The organism is Neobacillus piezotolerans (assembly GCF_003362805.1).
Taxonomy (GTDB): domain Bacteria; phylum Bacillota; class Bacilli; order Bacillales; family Cytobacillaceae; genus Bacillus_D; species Bacillus_D piezotolerans.
Window position 1 is genome coordinate 281,441 of the sequence record NZ_QNQT01000002.1, and the last position, 20,158, is coordinate 301,598.

General features: G+C 47.2%; 18 protein-coding genes, 1 pseudogene and 2 riboswitches. Of the genes and pseudogenes, 18 read left to right on the top strand and 1 reads right to left on the bottom strand.

Going from position 1 to position 20,158, the window contains the following annotated elements:
* Positions 1 to 42: 42 nt before the first annotated feature.
* Positions 43 to 825, bottom strand: a complete 783-nt coding sequence (locus DRW41_RS06480; RefSeq protein ID WP_222928837.1) for an AAA family ATPase — start codon at positions 823 to 825, stop codon at positions 43 to 45.
* Between the two features lie 159 nt (positions 826 to 984).
* On the opposite strand from DRW41_RS06480, the gene DRW41_RS06485 reads away from it, so the two are divergent.
* From DRW41_RS06485 to DRW41_RS06570, 18 genes and pseudogenes are all read left to right on the top strand, one after another.
* Positions 985 to 3,288 (top strand): S8 family serine peptidase, encoded by a 2,304-nt coding sequence (locus DRW41_RS06485; protein WP_115451163.1) that lies wholly within the window; start codon positions 985 to 987, stop codon positions 3,286 to 3,288.
* A gap of 385 nt (positions 3,289 to 3,673) precedes the next feature.
* Positions 3,674 to 3,895 (top strand): AtpZ/AtpI family protein, encoded by a 222-nt coding sequence (locus tag DRW41_RS06490; RefSeq protein WP_115451164.1) that lies wholly within the window; start codon positions 3,674 to 3,676, stop codon positions 3,893 to 3,895.
* A 7-nt stretch (positions 3,896 to 3,902) separates the two neighbouring features.
* Positions 3,903 to 4,273 (top strand): annotated as a pseudogene (locus tag DRW41_RS06495) (ATP synthase subunit I).
* Between the two features lie 23 nt (positions 4,274 to 4,296).
* Positions 4,297 to 5,007 carry a F0F1 ATP synthase subunit A gene (atpB, locus tag DRW41_RS06500; RefSeq protein WP_115451165.1) on the top strand — a complete coding sequence of 237 codons (711 nt, stop codon included), beginning with the start codon at positions 4,297 to 4,299 and terminating at the stop codon, positions 5,005 to 5,007.
* A 68-nt stretch (positions 5,008 to 5,075) separates the two neighbouring features.
* Positions 5,076 to 5,288, top strand: coding sequence for a F0F1 ATP synthase subunit C (gene atpE, locus DRW41_RS06505; RefSeq protein ID WP_053368380.1), 213 nt, complete (start codon positions 5,076 to 5,078; stop codon positions 5,286 to 5,288).
* Between the two features lie 199 nt (positions 5,289 to 5,487).
* Positions 5,488 to 6,009: a F0F1 ATP synthase subunit B gene (gene atpF, locus DRW41_RS06510; protein WP_115451166.1), complete on the top strand. Its 522-nt coding sequence runs from the start codon at positions 5,488 to 5,490 to the stop codon at positions 6,007 to 6,009.
* The gene (locus DRW41_RS06515; protein ID WP_115451167.1) at positions 6,006 to 6,542 is read left to right on the top strand and encodes a F0F1 ATP synthase subunit delta; all 537 of its coding nucleotides are present in this window, start codon (positions 6,006 to 6,008) and stop codon (positions 6,540 to 6,542) included. The genes atpF and DRW41_RS06515 overlap by 4 nt, the downstream gene beginning before the upstream one ends.
* Before the next feature lie 23 nt (positions 6,543 to 6,565).
* Positions 6,566 to 8,074, top strand: coding sequence for a F0F1 ATP synthase subunit alpha (atpA, locus tag DRW41_RS06520; protein WP_115451168.1), 1,509 nt, complete (start codon positions 6,566 to 6,568; stop codon positions 8,072 to 8,074).
* Between the two features lie 154 nt (positions 8,075 to 8,228).
* Complete coding sequence (locus DRW41_RS06525; RefSeq protein WP_115451169.1) at positions 8,229 to 9,086, top strand: F0F1 ATP synthase subunit gamma; 858 nt, start codon at positions 8,229 to 8,231, stop codon at positions 9,084 to 9,086.
* Positions 9,087 to 9,189: 103 nt separating this feature from the next.
* Positions 9,190 to 10,611, top strand: coding sequence for a F0F1 ATP synthase subunit beta (gene atpD / locus DRW41_RS06530; RefSeq protein ID WP_115451170.1), 1,422 nt, complete (start codon positions 9,190 to 9,192; stop codon positions 10,609 to 10,611).
* A 20-nt stretch (positions 10,612 to 10,631) separates the two neighbouring features.
* Positions 10,632 to 11,039 carry a F0F1 ATP synthase subunit epsilon gene (locus DRW41_RS06535; protein WP_115451171.1) on the top strand — a complete coding sequence of 136 codons (408 nt, stop codon included), beginning with the start codon at positions 10,632 to 10,634 and terminating at the stop codon, positions 11,037 to 11,039.
* Positions 11,040 to 11,213: 174 nt separating this feature from the next.
* Positions 11,214 to 12,134, top strand: a complete 921-nt coding sequence (locus DRW41_RS06540; RefSeq protein ID WP_115451172.1) for a DL-endopeptidase inhibitor IseA family protein — start codon at positions 11,214 to 11,216, stop codon at positions 12,132 to 12,134.
* A 508-nt stretch (positions 12,135 to 12,642) separates the two neighbouring features.
* Positions 12,643 to 12,734: riboswitch (cyclic di-GMP riboswitch) on the top strand.
* A 230-nt stretch (positions 12,735 to 12,964) separates the two neighbouring features.
* The gene (locus tag DRW41_RS06545) at positions 12,965 to 15,751 is read left to right on the top strand and encodes an LPXTG cell wall anchor domain-containing protein (protein WP_181884445.1); all 2,787 of its coding nucleotides are present in this window, start codon (positions 12,965 to 12,967) and stop codon (positions 15,749 to 15,751) included.
* A gap of 57 nt (positions 15,752 to 15,808) precedes the next feature.
* Positions 15,809 to 16,552 (top strand): class D sortase, encoded by a 744-nt coding sequence (locus DRW41_RS06550; RefSeq protein ID WP_115451174.1) that lies wholly within the window; start codon positions 15,809 to 15,811, stop codon positions 16,550 to 16,552.
* A 162-nt stretch (positions 16,553 to 16,714) separates the two neighbouring features.
* A riboswitch (cyclic di-GMP riboswitch) is annotated at positions 16,715 to 16,807 on the top strand.
* Between the two features lie 108 nt (positions 16,808 to 16,915).
* On the top strand, positions 16,916 to 17,638 hold the full coding sequence (locus tag DRW41_RS06555) for a transglutaminase-like domain-containing protein (protein WP_181884446.1): 723 nt from the start codon (positions 16,916 to 16,918) through the stop codon (positions 17,636 to 17,638).
* 517 nt (positions 17,639 to 18,155) lie between these two features.
* Positions 18,156 to 18,530: an NADH-quinone oxidoreductase subunit A gene (locus DRW41_RS06560; protein ID WP_115451176.1), complete on the top strand. Its 375-nt coding sequence runs from the start codon at positions 18,156 to 18,158 to the stop codon at positions 18,528 to 18,530.
* The gene (locus tag DRW41_RS06565; RefSeq protein ID WP_115451177.1) at positions 18,521 to 19,033 is read left to right on the top strand and encodes a NuoB/complex I 20 kDa subunit family protein; all 513 of its coding nucleotides are present in this window, start codon (positions 18,521 to 18,523) and stop codon (positions 19,031 to 19,033) included. The genes DRW41_RS06560 and DRW41_RS06565 overlap by 10 nt, the downstream gene beginning before the upstream one ends.
* Positions 19,034 to 19,036: 3 nt before the next feature.
* The gene (locus tag DRW41_RS06570; protein WP_115451178.1) at positions 19,037 to 20,158 is read left to right on the top strand and encodes an NADH-quinone oxidoreductase subunit C; all 1,122 of its coding nucleotides are present in this window, start codon (positions 19,037 to 19,039) and stop codon (positions 20,156 to 20,158) included.

A 20,158-nucleotide genomic window follows, 5' to 3' on the forward strand; every position in this document is an offset into this window, starting at 1 on the left:
ACCAAACCCGTTCGGTTTTTTTTTCGTATTGCCGGCGTGTGGTTAAAGATGGCGCAAAAACCGCTGCGGATCATCGAGGAAATCCTTCGTCAGCCGAACATGTTCGACTTCCTGGTAGTCCGTTTTTATAAACTCACCTTGATCAAGCGTGTAAATATCAGCTCCCGGTATTGCCATTAGAATGGGGGAATGGGTCGCGATGATGAACTGCCCGTTTTCCTTAACCATTTCAAGAATTAACGAAATAAGCGAAAGCTGCTTGATGGGTGAAAGCGGCGCTTCCGGCTCGTCGAGGATATACAGTCCATCGGGGCGGAACCGCGCCTGGAACAAGTCGAGGAAGCTTTCCCCATGCGAGCGGACCTCAAGCCCCTCGCCATATAGCTGCCTAAGGTCATGGAGTGTGCGCGCATAGGGCAATACCTCAAGGCTGAAAGGGTCGCGTTCCTTGATGTCGAGATAAGCCTTCCTGGACTCCGCCTTGATTTCAGCAAGCTTTCTGGAATAGTTTATGAAGTCATTGGCCCTGAAGAAAAAACCATTCTTTGTCCGGACACTCCATGCAAGTTTCAACCTCTGCCCAAGCTCCCGGGCCGGGGCGAGAGCCGGGTCGGTATCAATCGGTTCTCCCCCTATCAGGATGCTGCCGCAATTTGCGGCAACGGCTTCAAGAAAAGTCGATTTTCCAGTCCCATTTTCGCCAACCAAAATAGTAACCGGATTTTCAAACGCAAATTCCCTGAAATTTTTAATAAGCGGCAGGTTGAATGGGTAATGAGTATCTTCTATTTCCATGGCTAAAGCTACTTTTCGTAAAAGAACCATGCTTTCCCGCCTCCAAGAATTGTTACCTTTACAATAACAAAAGGTGATGGTGATGGCGAGGGTATTAGGAGGGATAATCTGATTCTTTTGAACCGGCTCCAATTCCGAATATAATTCCGATTCTTTTCAAACCCTATCAAGAAAAAAAGGAATAAGCTTATGAAAAAATTGCTCACTGCATTTTGCTGTTTCGTCCTCCTCCAATCCGGCAACAGCTCTGCTGCCGGGTTAAAAATTCCGCCTTTGCCGGAAGGGAATCGCTTTGAAGTGAAAAGGGGCATTATTATCCTGAAGGAGTCGGTTTCTCCATTGGAAAGGCACAGGCTTTTGGTGAAATATCCTAACGTCAAGGTAAGGCGCAGCTATACGGAGGCCTTAAATGGATTTTCGATTGAAGGGGCTGCGGACCAAATCCGCCAGTTTGAAAAAGAACAGGGTGTCGAATCCTTTTCCGAGCTTCAAACTTACAGTATAGAAGAGGAGACATCGGAATCTAGAAATGGTCAAATAGAAATCCGGCCAATTCCATCCAATGAAATAAATATAAGAATCAGTTCTTTTCAACAAGACCAGGAAACAGACGCCGCGAACGGGTCGGAAATGATTGGCGCGCAGAGGCTGCGTGGCGTTTTGGATGGGAAGGGGAGAAGGCTTACCGGAGAGGGTGTGACCGTTGGAGTGATTGATACCGGCCTGGACTATACCCACCCGGATTTAAGAAAAAATTACGGCGGCGGCAAAGATTTGGTCGATGGGGATGCGGACCCTATGGAGTCCAAGGGACCGGAGGGAGAAGCGACACTCCATGGCACCCATGTCGCGGGAATCATCGCTGGCAATGGGAAAGTCCAGGGCGTAGCGCCGCGCGCAACCATCAAAGCATACAGGGCATTGGGCCCAGGAGGGAAAGGGACGACCGAACACGTCCTGGCCGCCATTGAAGAAGCGATTAAAGACCGGGTCGATATTCTTAATTTATCCCTTGGAAGCGAGGTTAACGGACCGGATCTTCCCGTTTCGGCCGCCCTGAACCGAGCCGCGGAAAAAGGGATTATCCCTGTTGTTTCTTCAGGGAATTCTGGCCCTGGACAATGGACGGTAGGTTCACCGGGAACAGCTTCAAAAGCCATTTCTGTCGGCGCATCGACCCCTTTTATGAAGACTCCCTTCCTTATTATAAAAGGTACGGGAAGAAGGGTGCGGATTGAAAAGATTGCCGGGTCTGGAAATTGGAAATCGATGCTGCCTGATGAAATTGCAGACGGCAAATTTGGCAAGCCAGAGGAATTAAAAACCGCAAGGAATAAAATTGCCGTAATCAAACGTGGGAAAATTACCTTCACGGAAAAAGTGAACAATGCGATAGATGCGGGTGCAAGGGCAGTCATAATTTATAACAACACGAAGGGAATTTTTAACGGTAGCCTTGAGAAGGCCGTACCTATACCCGCGGGGACTGTTTCCGCGGCAGCCGGGAGGGAACTTCTGAAAACCGCTGAACGTGTAAGCGTTGAACTCCTTGACGATAGCGACAGGCTCGCGGCTTTTAGCTCACGGGGGCCGGTCACCGGAACATGGGAGATCAAGCCGGATGTCGTCGCCCCGGGTGTCGCAATTACAAGCGCCGTTCCCGGTGGGTATCTTGCCCTCAATGGGACAAGCATGGCGGCCCCGCATGTCGCGGGCGTATGCGCTCTCCTCAAACAGGCGCATCCAGGATGGGGGCCGGCTGAAATGAAAGCGGCATTAATGAACACGGCCCTTGTTTTAAAAAATAACCGCGCGGAGCCGTACAGGACATATGAGCAGGGGGCGGGGAGGATACAGGCGGAAAAGGCGGCCGCAGCCGGCACACTTGTTTTTCCCGGTTCACTCGCATTTGGAAAAGCTGCCAAACCGCTTTGGAAGGCATCGAGAAATAGCAGGCTGGTTGTTAAAAATGTTAGCCGTAAAACGATACGCTACTCGTTTTGGGTTCCCCGCGATGATGATGGGCTGGACTGGAGGCTGCCCCTCCCATTCACGCTGTCCCCAGGCCAAGAACGTGCAGTGCGGGTGACGGTAACCGCCGATCCGTCCCTCCATAAAGGAAGAATTGTCGATGGAGCGCTTTTTTTGCAGGCTGCAGGACAAAAAATCCGGATTCCTTATATCCTTGCGCTTTCAGAACCGGATTATCCAAGGGTGATGGGTTTCGGCATGGCTGAGGGAGATACGCCGGGGGTGTTCCGCTACGAGGTATACCTGCCTGGCGGCGCTGATGAATTCGGAATCGCCATTTTTCGCCGGAATGATTTAAGTTTCGCGGGTTTTCTTGATTATGGGAGGAAGATTGGCAGGGGGATGCTCAAGAAGGAAATCAATCCATCGAAGCTTCCGGAACCGGGCCTTTATATAATAAAGGTATTTGCCAGGAAATCCGGGCAGGAGGATAGTTTTGAAACAACGCTGCAAATCAATTGAAAAGAAACCCTTTCCCTGACGCGGAAAGGGTTTTTGAAATAGGCAAATGGCTTGGGATGCGCTAGAAAAACAGAAGCAAAAATGCGCGCTTTGTTATGGAACACAAATACCCCTTCACAGATAGTGTAATCGCTTTCTCGACATCGATCCTTCTTCTGAATACTGTTTCTTTGTTAAATTTCAAATTCCAGCTTATGATTGTGAATGTATTCCCACATTTGGATTGACATTGACAGGGGGCTATTGTATGCTTACAAAGGGCATAAAATGACAAGGTTTTCATTAATTTTCCTGGTGAAATGTCAAGCATTGAAACAGGTCTTTTTCATACATATTTTTTAAAATTCTTGCCCAATCCCATTCTCGAAAGCGGGGATGTGATCATATGCGACAGAATGACCGAACCCCCTTCCAGGCAATGGCGCTCATGTCGGGAATCCTTGCCCAGTTGGCCGGATCCGTCCTCGTCGGCATTTTCGCGGGCAGGTGGATCGATGGCAAAGCAGGAACCGCGCCTCTGTTCCTGATCATTGGACTCTTCCTCGGATTGGCGGCCGGAATCTACGCCATGCTCCGCCTCGTAAAGCAATATTATTCAGGAGACTAATCACGATATGTCCGATTTAAGGGCCCTTTATTTCCGCGCCAGAAGATACCTCTTTTTTATACTTTCATTTTATGTGCTTGGCTGGGGATTCACAGACCAAAACCGATTTTTGCCGGCCTCATTTTAGGCACAGCCTTAAGCCTGTTCAACCTGTGGCTGATGGTAAGAAAAACAGACCAGTTCGGCGAAGCTGTGATGAAGGGCAAAAAGGTCCGTTCACTCGGGTCGTTCAACAGGATGGCCACCGCGGCCCTTGCGGTTATTATCGCAATGAAATATCCGGATCAATTCCATTTAATCAGTGTTGTTTTGGGATTAATGACATCTTATATTGTCATTATGATAGATTTTTTCAAGCAAACCTTTTTACGCAAATAGCATAAGAAGCGAGGTGAATACTATTGCATCATGGAGCTCCTATTCGTGAATTTATGGGGTTGCATTTCAACTTGGCGAATATCCTTATGATCACAGTTGCATCGGTGATTGTGTTCCTCATCGCAGTCCTGTCAACGCGCAGGCTGGCCATGAAGCCTACTGGAATGCAAAACTTCATGGAATGGGTCATGGACTTTGTCAAAGGGATCATCAATAGTACGATGGACTGGAAAACCGGTGGAAGATTCCATATTCTTGGACTCACCCTAATTATGTATGTGGCTATCTCAAACTTTCTTGGGCTTCCATTCTCGGTCGTCTACAAAGGTGAACTATGGTGGAAATCCCCTACCGCAGACCCGGTCATTACTCTGACATTGGCGACAATGGTTGTCGGTCTGTCACATTACTACGGGATAAAAATGAAAGGAGCCGGAGCTTACGCCAAGGAATTCTTCAAGCCGTTCTGGTTCATGTTCCCAATCAAAATTATAGAGGAATTTGCGAATACCCTCACGCTCGGCCTGCGTCTTTATGGTAACATCTATGCCGGGGAAATTCTTCTGGCGCTCATTGCCGGAAGCATGGCAACTGGATTTTGGGGGAATTTGGCCGCAATTATCCCAATGCTGGCCTGGCAAGGATTTTCTGTCTTTATCGGCGCCATCCAGGCGTTTATCTTCACTATGTTAACGATGGTTTATCTGGCCCATAAGGTCAGCAGCGACCATTAATATATACCTGTTCATTATATGGACAAAAAAATAAACCTATTCACCATACATTAAGGAGGAGCTTTTTAATGGGTCTTTTAGCAGCAGCAATTGCAATTGGATTGGCAGCACTCGGTGCAGGTATCGGTAACGGTCTTATCGTTTCAAAAACAGTTGAGGGTATTGCCCGCCAGCCTGAAGCTCGCGGTATGCTCCAAACTACTATGTTCATCGGGGTTGCGTTGGTTGAGGCGATTCCTATCATCGCGGTTGTTATCGCGTTCATGGTTCAAGGCCAATAATAGCGGGGCATTGTTCAATAATGGCGAAGATCATTCCATAATGAACCTTCGCCATTGCTTTATGCCCGTTTTTACTTGGGTAAACAGTGGAAGCATCCATCTGTTCAAACAAGAAGTTTATTGACTAAAGGCAGACGATTAATCATATACACGTGTCCGGGGCAACCCCGGAATGACTCTTGAAGGGAGTGACTCGAGGGTGTTGACAAGCAGTTTTGTACTGGGTTCGGCAGAGCCCCTTTTTAACGGCGGCGATATTCTTTTCCAGCTTTTAATGTTCATTATACTGATGGCACTGCTCAAAAAGTATGCGTGGGGTCCGTTAATGGGCATCATGAAAGAGCGCGAAACCCATATTTCCAATGAAATCAGCCAGGCTGAAAAAGCGAACCAGGATGCCAAAAAGCATCTTGAGGAGCAGCGCGAACTTTTGAAAGAGGCGCGCCAGGAAGCGCAAATCCTTATTGAAAATGCCCGTAAGCAGGGTGATGTCCAGCGTGATGAGATCATTTCGATTGCGCGCGCCGAGGCAGACAGGATCAAAGAATCCGCTAAGCTTGAAATCGAACAGCAAAAGGAACAGGCTGTCGCGGCTATCCGCGAGCAGGTGGCTTCCCTGTCCGTCATGATCGCCTCGAAGGTTATCGAGAGGGAATTGGGCGAACAGGACCAGCAAAAATTGATTGATGAATTTATCCAAGAGGCAGGAAGAGGCCAATGAGCGCATCGATAATCTCCAAGAGGTACGCGCTGGCATTGTTCCGTATAGCGAAGGAACGCGGCCTCCTCGAAGCCATTGAAGAAGAGATTCGCGTTGTGAAAGATGTTTTTGAGAACAACAAGGAATTGAATGCGGTTTTGAACTCACCTAGGCTTTCTTTGGACCAAAAGAAAGCCATTGTTAAGGGTGCCTTCGCGAACTTGAACACTTTTGTTCAAAATACCCTTATGATTCTGATCGACCGCCATCGGGAAAACGAAATACCGGGGGTGGCGGATGGATTTATCGAGCTTGCGAATGATGCAAGGGGCATCGCCGAAGCGAAGGTATACAGCGTCCGGCCGTTGTCCGACGAAGAGAGCATCGCACTTTCGGCATCTTTTGCGGCAAGGGTTGGTAAAAAGGCTCTCCGGATTGAGAATATTGTCGACACCGACCTTCTCGGCGGCATCAAGGTCCGGATTGGAAACAGAATTTTCGACGGCAGCCTGCGCGGCAAGCTGGACCGTCTTGAACGTAAACTATTGACCTAGATTTGTAGATAGGGGTGAAACTCATGAGCATCAAAGCTGAAGAAATCAGTGCGCTGTTAAAGCAGCAAATCGAAAACTATCAGTCGGAAATTCAAGTGAGTGATGTTGGTACAGTCATCCAGATTGGTGACGGTATTGCCCGTGCTCATGGCCTCGACAATGTCATGGCTGGGGAACTTGTTGAGTTTTCGAATGGCGTTATGGGTATGGCGCAAAACCTTGAAGAAAATAACGTGGGTATTATTATCCTTGGGCCGTATACGGAAATCCGCGAAGGCGATGAAGTCCGCCGTACAGGCCGCATCATGGAGGTTCCGGTAGGCGAAGCCCTTATCGGGCGCGTAGTTAACCCGCTAGGCCAGCCTATTGACGGCCTTGGCCCAATCCACACAACAAAAACTCGTCCAATCGAAGCGGTGGCCCCTGGGGTAATGGACCGTAAATCCGTTCATGAGCCTCTCCAGACTGGCATCAAGGCGATTGACGCCCTTGTGCCAATCGGGCGTGGGCAGCGTGAATTGATTATCGGCGACCGTCAGACTGGTAAGACATCTGTCGCAATTGATACCATTCTGAACCAAAAAGGCCAGAACATGATTTGTATTTATGTCGCGATCGGCCAGAAAGAATCAACGGTCCGTAACGCGGTGGAAACATTGCGCAAGTACGGAGCGCTTGATTACACAATTGTTGTAACTGCATCGGCATCCCAGCCTGCGCCACTTTTATTCCTTGCTCCATATGCAGGAGTATCGATGGCGGAGGAGTTCATGTATGATGGAAAGCACGTGCTGGTCATTTATGATGACCTTACCAAGCAGGCTGCAGCCTACCGGGAACTTTCCTTGCTGCTGCGCCGCCCTCCAGGCCGTGAAGCTTATCCGGGGGACGTATTCTACTTGCACAGCCGCCTACTTGAACGCGCGGCAAAATTAAGCGATGCAAAAGGCGCAGGGTCAATCACTGCCCTTCCATTCATTGAAACCCAGGCGGGAGACGTTTCCGCTTATATTCCTACAAACGTTATTTCTATTACCGATGGACAGATCTTCCTCCAGTCGGACTTGTTCTTCTCTGGCGTACGCCCGGCGATCAATGCTGGTCTTTCTGTATCCCGTGTAGGGGGTTCAGCACAAATTAAAGCATTGAGAAAGGTATCTGGAACCTTGCGTCTAGACCTTGCGTCTTATCGTGAGTTGGAAGCATTCGCCCAGTTCGGTTCCGACCTTGACAAAGCGACCCAGGCAAAGCTTAACCGAGGCGCCCGAACAGTTGAAGTACTGAAGCAGGACCTTCATAAGCCACTTTCAGTTGAAAAGCAGGTTGCAATTCTGTATGCATTGACACGTGGATTCCTGGATGATATCCCAGTTGGCGATATTCGCCGCTTTGAAGCCGAGTTCCTTAGCTGGCTCGACCACAACCGCAAAGACGTGTTGGACCATATCACTACAACGAAGGAGCTTCCTTCAGATGAAGATATGGCAGCTGCAATCAACGACTTCAAAAAGACGTTCGCAGTTACGGAATAATGGCTAAGGCACTGAGCCCTTCCAGTTTCCCGGGCTTTTCCGAATGAGGAAAAGCCTGCTTGGAGGGGAGCCGTGGCCAGTATATACTCCAACATTAACAGGCAGGAGCCCAATAGGCTTTCGGCCTTAACTTTGATAAGGGTGGTGAGAACCAGTGGCATCATTACGCGACATTAAATCCAGGATTGTTTCCACTAAGAAAACGAGCCAGATTACTAAAGCGATGGAAATGGTATCGGCGGCAAAATGGAACCGTGGAGTTATGAATGCCAAGTCCTTTGTCCCTTATATGGAAAAGATTCAGGAAGTGACGGCTTCGATCGCGGTTGGCAGCAAGGATGCGAACCATCCAATGCTCCAGTCAAGGCCGGTAAAAAAGACTGGCTACCTTGTCATCACATCCGACAGGGGGCTTGCTGGCGCATATAACAGCAATATATTGCGCCAACTGTACCAGACAATCCAGAATCGCCATAAATCGAATGACGAATTCGCCATCATCGCAATCGGACGGGTTGGTAGGGATTTTTTCCGCAAAAGGGGAATGAATGTCGTCCTTGACATAGTCGGAATCTCCGATCAGCCTTCATTTGACGATATAAAGGCAATTGCAAGCAGCACGGTTGGCATGTTCTCCGACGGAACATTTGACGAACTGTATATGTATTACAGCCACTACCTCAGTGCGATTTCGCAGGAAGTAACCCAAAAGAAGCTGCTTCCATTAACGGATATTGCCGCTTCCAAAAAGCTTACATCCTATGAATTCGAGCCAAATGCCGAGGAAATTCTGGCAGTTCTCCTTCCGCAATATGCGGAAAGCCTCATTTACGGCGCGCTTCTTGACGGGAAGGCCAGCGAGCATGCTGCCAGGATGACCGCTATGAGGAATGCAACCGACAATGCAAAAGAGCTTATCAATTCATATAGCTTGAAATATAACCGTGCCCGCCAGGCGGCAATCACTCAGGAAATCACAGAGATTGTCGGCGGAGCATCTGCTTTGGAGTAATCGTGCGGCACGAATGAGTGGCCAAGGCTTCCGCTGTCCAATTGCCTAATTACAGGTAAGGGCACGGCCCTGGTCCCGTATTTTTCAGATTGGAGGGAAAACGATGAACACAGGACATGTCCTGCAAGTTATGGGACCGGTTGTTGACGTTAAGTTTGACAGCGGCAACCTGCCGGAAATCTATAACGCATTAAAAATCAGTTCCAAAGCGCGCAATGCATCAGAAGTCGATATCGACCTGACCCTTGAGGTAGCCCTTCACCTTGGTGACGATACTGTCCGTACCATTGCAATGGCTTCCACAGACGGGTTGACACGCGGCCTGGAAGTAGTGGACACTGGCGCTCCTATTTCAGTTCCGGTTGGGGATGTCACCCTTGGTCGCGTCTTTAACGTGCTTGGTGATTCAATCGACCTGGATGCTCCAGTTCCGGCCAGCGCCCGCAGGGATTCCATCCACCGCGAAGCGCCTTCTTTCGAGCAGCTTTCGACAGAAGTTGAAATTCTAGAAACGGGAATTAAGGTAGTTGACCTTCTGGCACCATACATTAAAGGTGGAAAAATCGGCCTTTTCGGTGGTGCGGGCGTAGGTAAAACCGTCCTTATCCAGGAATTGATCAATAACATCGCCCAGGAGCACGGCGGTATTTCCGTATTTGCCGGTGTCGGCGAGCGTACACGTGAAGGAAACGACCTTTACCATGAAATGACCGACTCGGGCGTTATCAAAAAGACAGCGATGGTATTCGGCCAGATGAACGAACCGCCTGGCGCGCGTATGCGTGTTGCTCTAACAGGTTTGACAATGGCTGAGTATTTCCGTGATGAGCAGGGACAGGACGTTCTGTTCTTCATGGACAATATTTTCCGTTTCACACAGGCAGGCTCGGAGGTATCCGCCCTTCTCGGACGTATGCCATCCGCGGTTGGTTACCAGCCGACACTTGCAACTGAAATGGGTAAGCTGCAAGAACGTATTACATCAACCAATAAAGGTTCCGTTACTTCGATTCAGGCAATCTATGTACCAGCGGATGACTATACAGATCCAGCGCCGGCTACAACATTTGCCCACTTGGATGCAACGACAAACCTTGAACGTAAGCTTTCTGAAATGGGTATCTATCCAGCGGTAGACCCGCTTGCATCGACTTCACGTGCGTTGTCTCCTGAGATTGTCGGCGAAGAACATTACAATGTTGCGCGCCAAGTACAGCAGACGCTTCAGCGCTATCGCGAGCTTCAGGATATCATCGCCATCCTTGGTATGGACGAACTTGGTGATGAGGATAAGCTAGTCGTTCACCGTGCTCGCCGGATCCAATTCTTCCTGTCGCAGAACTTTCACGTTGCCGAGCAGTTTACCGGCCAGCCTGGTTCATACGTACCGGTCAAGGAAACTGTTAAAGGATTCCGTGAAATCCTTGAAGGAAAATACGATCATCTTCCGGAAGATGCATTCCGCCTAGTTGGCCGCATCGAAGACGTTGTCGAAGCTGCAAAAGGCATGGGCGTAGAGGTCTAAACAAGCCAGGAGGGTGAAAAATGAGGACTATTAAAGTCAGTGTTGTTACTCCCGATGGCCCGGTTTATGATGCAGATGTCGAAATGGTAAGCACGAAAGCACAAAGCGGTGAACTGGGAATCCTTCCAGGACACATACCAATGGTCGCTCCGCTGCAAATCGGCGCGGTCCGGATGAAAAAGGACGGAAAGACTGAACTCGTCGCGGTAAGCGGCGGCTTTCTGGAAGTCCGCCCTGAGAAGGTAACCATTTTGGCCCAGGCCGCGGAACAGTCGGAAGACATTGATGTCGAGCGGGCGCTGCGTGCGAAGGAGCGGGCCGAACAGCGCATCCGGGAGCGTCAGCAGGAGCATGTCGATTTTAAACGTGCGGAACTTGCGCTTCAGCGTGCCATTAACCGTCTGGCCGTTGCAGAGAGAAGATTGTAAATAGCGATATATTAACTAGGACATTACCCCCGTTAGGAAGTGAAAGCTTCGTAACGGGGGTTTTTATCTTTTTATAAGTAGTTTTACTTTGGAAGTTCAGGTAAAAAATGTAACGTTTTTCATTCCCCCTTCGACTATAGAATTGCATGCACAAAATAATCGGAGGTAATAAATATGGGAAACAAAAAAGTATTGATTGCTGGCCTTTCAATGGCTTTGCTTGGAGCACCTCTTCTTCAAAATACGGATACGGCGTTTGCTGACGAATCAAATAATATTATCTCAGCACAAGTAATAAAGGCTTCAACCGATTTAACCAACAAGCAGGCTGTTAAGATGGCGGCAGATTTAGCGACAGCATCCGCTTACGTCCAAATGGGAGGATTTTATAAGGAAGGCGAGTACAAAACTTTTACTATCAAGGGAAAAACTTATCGATACCTTTCCAGTTCGATTGACACTAAAAAGGAACTGCTGGCTTACTTGAAAAAAACCTTAACCCATCATGCTGCTGAAAAGTTTATAAAAGACCGAGGCATTATCATCCACAAGGGCAAGCTTGCCCAACCTGAAGCAGACGGCGGCTCGCTGCTTCAATGGAGTAAGGCCGAGGCCCAATTTTTGAGGAACGATAAAAGCGTAAAGGTTTTCCGGCTTGTAGTTCCGGTGGGTGATACAACTGTTAAGTCGGCCTATATCGTAAGGTACCATTACTATCCAACTATTGGCTACAGGATAAGCAGTGAACCGGCTCTTGACCTTGATGTTCCATTAAACATCAATCCCGCTTTCGTTTTCTTTAAATATCTTCTCGTGGATTCAGGCGTATCCAAGGAACAATTCCTTAATTCTTCGGAAACCGCCTGGGTTGATGGGTTCAAGAAAGGAATCAAAAAGGTGGAAGTTAGGGAAATGACAGAGGTTGCCAGATCAAAAGCCCATGTAGAATATAAGGTTAAATTCTTTGTAGAACTTGATGCAGGATATAAAGGAACTTTAAAGCCAGGCGAGAATCAAATCTATTTCCTGATTCAGCCTACAAGCGACATGGAGTTTAAGATTGCCAGCCATGGAACCGCCCCTCTTCTAAAATAACTGTAAAAGGAAACCTGTCTATATGAGGCAGGTTTCTTTCTTCTGGAAGGTTGTATTCCCCCTCCCAAAAATTATATTAATATTGACTTCCAAAAACTATCTAATTCCCTCTAAACCTCGAAAAGTATTTCTATAAAAAATAGCTTTCCTTACGTCATAGAAAACCCCAATTTCCAACTGTTCTTTATAAGAAATCATATACCGAGAAACTTTTGATAGGCAAACGATAAGCCGCAATGCTGAGAGGTTAAATGATTTTTTAGTGGAAGAGGTGCTATAAAATAAATTGTTCTTTATTTTGAACAAAGCCTTTAAAAATTTTCTTTATTAAGGTATAATTGGTAAAAAAGTCCACAATATTCCGATAAGCATAATTTTTTATAGGTATTTTCTACCTTTATATCAAATTAATCCTTTATTTGGTTTATTGAGTATGTAAGCGGGTAATCAATAAACTGTAATCGATACATGGAATTTTCGGCTAACTTAGTGTTCGTAATTACATACATGATGCTAAAGGCAAACCATTCGAAAGGGTGGGACGCAAAGCCTCGGAGCCTGCTACCGAATTTTCTTCGGAATGGCCGTCCAGCTGCCAGAAACTATTTCTGGCGGCTTTTTGGTGTTCTTCATTATTTTTTAATAATAATGAAGGGATATATATGCCTTTCAATATTAAATACAAGTGCCCAGAAAGGGAGGTGTTCGTTAAATATTGACCGAATATTCCGAAAGTAAATTCTGAATAAATAACTGATTAGGACAGGGAGGGTTTGTTTTTGAAAAAGAAATACGTAAGAAACGCTGCTATATTTCTTTCAGCATTACTAATGATTTTTAACATTCTTCCAATGGGCGCGGCCTTCGCGAACCAAGGGGGAGCAGCGGAAGACCGTGATGGCTTCAAAATGTTTAAGCTTGAAGAAGGCAATCTAAAGAATGGAACATACAAAGATCCGGATGGTCCGCTTCAGGTAACCCTCAATTTTTCGGTAGCAGGAAAAACATTTGGATGGGAATCAAATATTCCTGTTGCTGATGTATACGTTAAAGCTGGAAATGACGGATTGAGTTATACTACCGGAGGATTTAGAGGAACAGGCCTAGTAGCTCCGGACAATAAAGACATATCACACATCGCCTTCTATTACAAAGTTGAAGGCGGGAACAATGATGACAACGGCGGCCAGGGTGATGACAAGAATCCCGGAAATGAAAACAATAACGGCGGAGGCCAGGAAAATAGAGATAAGAAGAATAAATACACTGTTAATTTAATTGGAGGATGTAACCCCCTAGCAAAAGAATTCTACTTTATCTTAAAAAACGGTGATAGGGTAGAGCTTACAAATGCAGCTATTGATCTGGACTACGATTTTGAGGATATTTTAAAAATAGAAGTAAAACTGAATAGTGGAAAGGTATTAACCTTTGATAGAGATGACGTAGTTGTTGAATCACCAAAGAATGAAAATGGAACTACTGTCTTTAAAATCACTTGCAAGGACGAAGAACCTGAAGTAGATATTTCAAAAATCAACCTAACCTCCATTTGTTCGGCTGATCCAAGCAAAACGCGCGAGTGGAGAGTAACAAACAACAATGACTTTGATGTCGCGGTGCAGTGGCAGGTTTATGGGACAGCACAAACCGGAACCGTTACAGTGAAGGCCAACTCAACCGCAACATTCACAACCAATACGGTTCAAGGGGCAAATACAGTAGTCCTAAAATATGGTGACAAGCAGATTTCCGTAAAGGCAAGCGGCGGGGCACAGTGCCCAGTAACGCCACCGGTGCCAGATTTAACGAAGATCAATCTCACTTCGCTTTGCTCGGTTGACCCAAGCAAAACGCGCGAGTGGAGAGTGACAAACAACAATGACTTTGATGTGACCGTCCAGTGGCAGGTTGTTGGGACAGCACAAACCGGAACTGTTACGGTGAACGCCAACTCGATCGCCACATTCACAACGAATACGGTTGGTGGGGCAAACACGGTCATCATTAAGTACGGTGACCAGCAAATATCCGTAAAGGCAAGCGGCGGGGCACAATGCCCAGTAACGCCACCGGTGCCGGATTTAACGAAGATCAATCTCACTTCGCTTTGCTCGGTTGACCCAAGCAACACGCGCGAGTGGAGAGTGACAAACAACAATGACTTTGATGTGACCGTCCAGTGGCAGGTTGTTGGGACAGCACAAACCGGAACCGTTACAGTGAAGGCCAACTCAATCGCCACATTCACAACGAATACGGTTCAAGGGGCAAATACAGTAGTCCTAAAATATGGTGCCAAGCAGATTTCCGTAAAGGCAAGCGGCGGGGCACAATGCCCAGTAACGCCACCGGTGCCGGATTTAACGAAGATCAATCTCACTTCGCTTTGCTCGGTTGACCCAAGCAAAACGCGCGAGTGGAGAGTGACAAACAACAATGACTTTGATGTGACCGTCCAGTGGCAGGTTGTTGGGACAGAGCAAACCGGAAGCGTTACAGTGAAGGCGAATTCAACCGCCACATTTACAACCAATACGGTTGGTGGGTCAAATACGGTCATCATTAAGTACGATGACAAGCAAATTTCTGTAAAGGCAAGCGGCGGGGCACAGTGCCCAGTATCGCCACCGGTGCCGGATTTAACGAAAATCATCCTTGAAACGGTTTGTACTGACAACCCTGCTGCAACAAGGGCATGGAAAATAACAAACAACAATGATAGTGCAACGACAATTAATTGGGAAATTGTTGGCACAGACCAAAAGGGTTCGGTGACCATAGCTGCCAATAGCAACACTACAATTACGTCTACTGCTGTTACAGGTGATAACATACTAAAACTCACCTATAACGGTAATCAATTCACAATCAAAACAAGCACAGGTCTAAAGTGTGGAGATAACGGCGGCGGCACAACCCCTCCAGGGGACAATAGCGGCGGCGGTGGCACAACCCCTCCAGGAGACAATAGCGGAGGCGGCGGCACAACTCCAACCGTTCCACCGGTAATAGTCATTCCAGATAACCCTACACCGGGCGGACCGATTGTTGAGGCAAAAGAACTTGCATGGATTAAATTGCTGGCCAGCGGATGTGCAAACATTGGGGCAAACGGCAAAATCCTTCTGAACAATGGACAAGCCCTTAATTTCACATTCGGGGAAAATGGAGCCCTTGTGGACGTAAACCTGGATGTGAGTGAGATCAAGGGTATTGAAGTCGAGTTGAACGGAACCCAGACAACACTTACAATGGATAAACTGCAGGCTACGAAGCTTGACAGCGTCCTTACTGTAATGATTATTTGTGAATCATTAACCCCACCTCCAATTCCGGGAGGCCCGGGCAATGGCGGTGAAACTGATCCTGGCACCGGCGGCGGAACCGATCCTGGAACGGTTGTAAATCCTGAAGACCCTGCGACAGGCGGAGAAAGCGATGAAAATCCTCCTGTGACGATTGGTGACAACGAAACACCGGGAGGAAATGTAGGCGGATTTGACGGATCGCTTCCTCAAACAGGTGAGTCCAGCCCACTGCCATACTACTTCATTGGCATGCTGCTGGTGGTTGCCGGATTCGGGATGCTGCGCGCGAGCAAAGTACGAAGCTAAATAAACTGGGGAGGGAGGAGGCTGAACTCCTCCCTCTATTTGTTTAAGGAGAGCCAAATGAAAAAGACTGCTGCAATTTTGCTACTCTTAATTGGAAGCGGGTTCCTTTTGTTTCCGATATCCACAAGGATGTATAGTGAATATATGCAGGAAAAACTGCTTGAGGAATGGGAGCCATCCGGCCAGGCCGCGGCGGCTGAAAGCAGCATCGCAGCGGAAAACTACCGTGGCCTTGATGAAGTCTTTTCAGCCGGGCCAGATAATGAAAAAGCCGATCAGGAAAATAAGACTGCTAATAAAAAGCCGCCGGTAGGGCAAATCGTGAGCCCGGATAAACGGGGCCAAAATACGCAGAAGGAAATTGTACCCTCCGGGAAAAAGAAACCGCAATCACCATCGCAGGTAATTGGAGTTTTACAAATCAAAAAAATCGGTTTGAAAATACCTGTCCTTGAAGGAGCCACAATGAAGAACATGAGAAAAGGAGCGGGATTAATAAACGGGACTACATTGCCTGGCCAACCAGGGAATAGCGCGATTGCGGCGCATCGAAGCCGCAGCTACGGACATATGTTCAACCGGTTGAATGAATTGGAGAAAGGCGATACGATAATTATTAAAGACAGAAACCGGACGTATACCTACAAGGTATATAAAAAGATGGTTGTTAAGCCGACAAATACATCTGTTCTGAACGCAATCCCTGAAAAGAGGATCTTGACCCTCGTTACTTGCACCCCGATTAAAACGGCTACTCACCGGCTGATTGTCCAGGCGGAGCTAATAAAAGAAGGCAGCTGAAAGCCATCTCATCCAGGGATGGCTTTCTTATTTCTATTGTTGCAGGTTTTAACCAGAGGCTAACAATGACAAATCCTGACAAATTCCTGAACTTTTTAAAAATCATGTAGAAAATTTTGGGAGTTTGTTCTATACTATACTGTATTAATAGTAAAAACTTTTCAACGACAATGGCAAACCTATTGAAAAGTAGGGACGCAAAGCCATAGGGCCTCAGCCTTTTCTTCCGAAAAGAGTGGCAGCCTGGCTACCGAAAGGAGAGTTATTTTTTTGCGGAAAATAATCATTTGCCTCTGTTTTATTCTATTTTTGGTTCCTGCTTATTCAGTTTCTTCCCCGCCCGAAAAGGCTGCCGCCGAGGCTGTGATACAGCCAATTGATGCAAATCCGATAGGGAAAGGGATAATTGGTGTAAAATATAACAGCCAGGAAGGGAAAAGGGTAAAGGTTGCAATCCAGAAATCAGGAAGCGTTTATTATTACGATCTTCCGAACGATGGGAAAACCAATTATTTCCCCCTTCAAATGGAAAATGGAAGTTACACGATCAGTGTGTACGAGCAGATTACAGGCACCAGCTATCTTCCTGTCCATCAATCAGCTGTCAATCTGTCACTGAAGGATCCCAAGCAGGTTTACCTGCAATCCATCCAAAACATTGCCTGGAATAAATCGATGAGACCGATTAAAAAAGCAGCTGAACTAACCTCCAAACTCAAGAGGGATGAAGATAAAGTAAAAGCAATCCACAGCTATATTGTGAAAAATATAAACTATGATTCTCAAAAACTGAAAACGGTCCAGCCTGGATACTTGCCAAGTATTGAAACGACATTCAAGGACAATCAAGGAATCTGCTATGATTATTCTTCCTTGTTTGCCGCGATGCTGAGAAGCCAGGGTATCCCCACGAAAGTCGCCATGGGATATACTCCAGGGGTCAATGGATACCATGCCTGGAACGAGGTCTACATCAAGGAGTTAAAAAAGTGGGTCATCATTGATACAACGGTTGACGCTGGCTCCAAGAAAGCTTTATCCATTTATAAAAAGAATTCCCTGTATACAAAGGAAAAAGAATATTAATAAAAAGTGCCCGCCTAAAATTGCAAATGAAAAGCAGTTCTGGCGGGCTTTTGTGTCTGGATTTATTTACTAAACGTTCCTCCCCCCTTTTGGAACAAATGGCTGGAATGAATGTGTTTATATAGAATAAAATGGAATGTGGATTGGCTGAAGAAGTAAAAGGACCATCGCAATTTTAGACGTTTTTTTACAAAAAGCAAAATCGTGGAAAAAACATGCGATTGATTGACAAACCTCACTGACAGCCTGATTAGCCACAGGTAAAGTGAAATAGCGGGCATTTTCCAAAAGATGCGAAAATGTGGAAAAAGCCCCCATTATAGCATTTTACCTTGTTTCCAGGCGTTTTTCTTCCAGGTACTCCTTTTAATTTGGGGGAATGGGAGAGGATTTTCGGAAGGAAGGGGGAGCTTCTTTTTGCCAATGGGCTTGTCGACACAGAAATGTAACAATGCTATAATGAATTCGGTTACAAATTTCATATTTGTGAAAATTTACAACATTGGAGGGGATGGGCATGGAATACTTGAATTTATATCAGAATAACTATCTGATAGTTTTTGTGTTTCTATGTCTGGGAGTATTGCTGCCGGTAGTGGCATTGTTTCTGGGTAAGCTTTTGCGTCCTTACAAGCCAAGTGATGCGAAGTATACGACATATGAAAGCGGTATTGAGCCGTTTCACGATTCCCGTGTACAATTCAATGTCCGCTATTATATTTTTGCCCTGATGTTTGTTATTTTTGATGTCGAAACGGTGTTTTTGTACCCGTGGGCTGTAGCTTATGAAAAGCTCGGGATATTTGCATTGATCGAAATGTCTATTTTCGTATTGATGCTCTTGCTCGGGCTTGTTTATGCTTGGAAAAAGAAGGTGTTGAAATGGATTTAAAATTGGATGGTATCTCACCTCAGGAAATGGAAGAAATGAAAAGGAATGTGTTTTTGACAACGCTTGAGCAGGTTAAGGCATGGGCGAGGAGCAATTCCCTTTATCCGATGACTTTCGGGCTTGCCTGCTGTGCGATTGAAATGATGGGCAGCGGTTCCTCGCATTATGACCTGGACAGGTTTGGATCATTTTTCCGTACCTCGCCAAGGCAATCCGACTGCATGATTGTTTCCGGAACGGTTACAAAGAAAATGGCGCCAATCGTCCGCAGGCTCTACGACCAAATGCCAGAGCCAAAATGGGTGATCGCGATGGGTTCATGTGCTACTGCGGGAGGGCCGTATGTAAAGTCCTATTCAGTTGTAAAAGGCGTAGACCAAATTGTCCCGGTTGATGTCTATATTCCGGGCTGCCCGCCGAATCCGGCAGCGTTGATCTATGGAATCAACAAACTTCGAGAAAAGATTCGCTACGAGGCGAAGACGGGGAAGAAGGTGATCTAACCGATGAGCGGGGAGAAAGATCTGGAGCAATTAAAGAAAGAAGCGGTTGAGAAAGCAAAGGCAGCCGCGGCGGCGAAAAGGGCCGCCAAGGCAGCGCAAGCCGAAGGGAAATCCGCGGCGGATAAGCCGGCTGGGCCAGCTTCCGAATCTCGCGCCGCAAAAGATTCCTTGGATGATAAAGTGGTAGGCGAAGTTGCTGAGAAGAGTAATCCTGAATCGGCGGCACAGCAATCTGTGGAGGATTCCGGTACTGTGAAAGCGGTTTCGGATACAACTGAAACAAACCTGGCTGATGAAAAGGCGAAGGCGGCTGCGGCAGCGAAGGCAAAGGCCGCGGCGGCAGCGAAAGCGAAAGCGGCCGCGCTCGCGAAGAAGACGGGAGAGGCCGCGCCGGAAGCAGGCGGCGACGATGAAAAGGCGAAAGCGATTGCCGCTGCGAAAGCAAAGGCAGCCGCAGCGGCAAAAGCGAAGGCGGCCGCGCTCGCGAAGCAGACAGGAGAGGCCGCGCCGGAAGCAGGCGGTGACGATGAAAAAGCGAAAGCGATTGCCGCCGCGAAGGCAAAAGCAGCCGCAGCCGCGAAAGCAAGGTCAGCGGCCGCAGCCAAGGGTGAAGGAGCGGCTGAAGCAGAAACTCCGGCAGCGCCGTCACCGAACCAGCCTTATCTAGATAAATATGTAAAAGTCATTGAGGAACATCTCGGAAATGATGTTCTTGAAGATTACTATATCAATAAACTATCAAAAGATGTACCGACTTTGGTCGCGAAGGCTGAAACCTACTATAAGGTGGCCCAGTTCCTTAAATTCAATGAACAGCTTGGGTTTGATTATTTATCAGAGCTGCATGCCAGCGATTTTGAAACCCATTTGGAACTATATGTGCATTTATTCTCATATAAGAACAGGCAATCTGTAGCCCTGAAAGTGAAGATTGACCGTAACGCGCCAACAATTGAATCCCTGCAGCCGCTTTGGGCAGGAGCAGATTGGCCTGAATGCGAGGCTTATGATTTACTGGGCATTACATTCACGGGGCATCCGCATTTACATCGAATCCTGCTGGGAGAGGATTGGGTTGGCCATCCACTAAGAAAAGACTACGAGCAATACGACGTGGAGGTATAA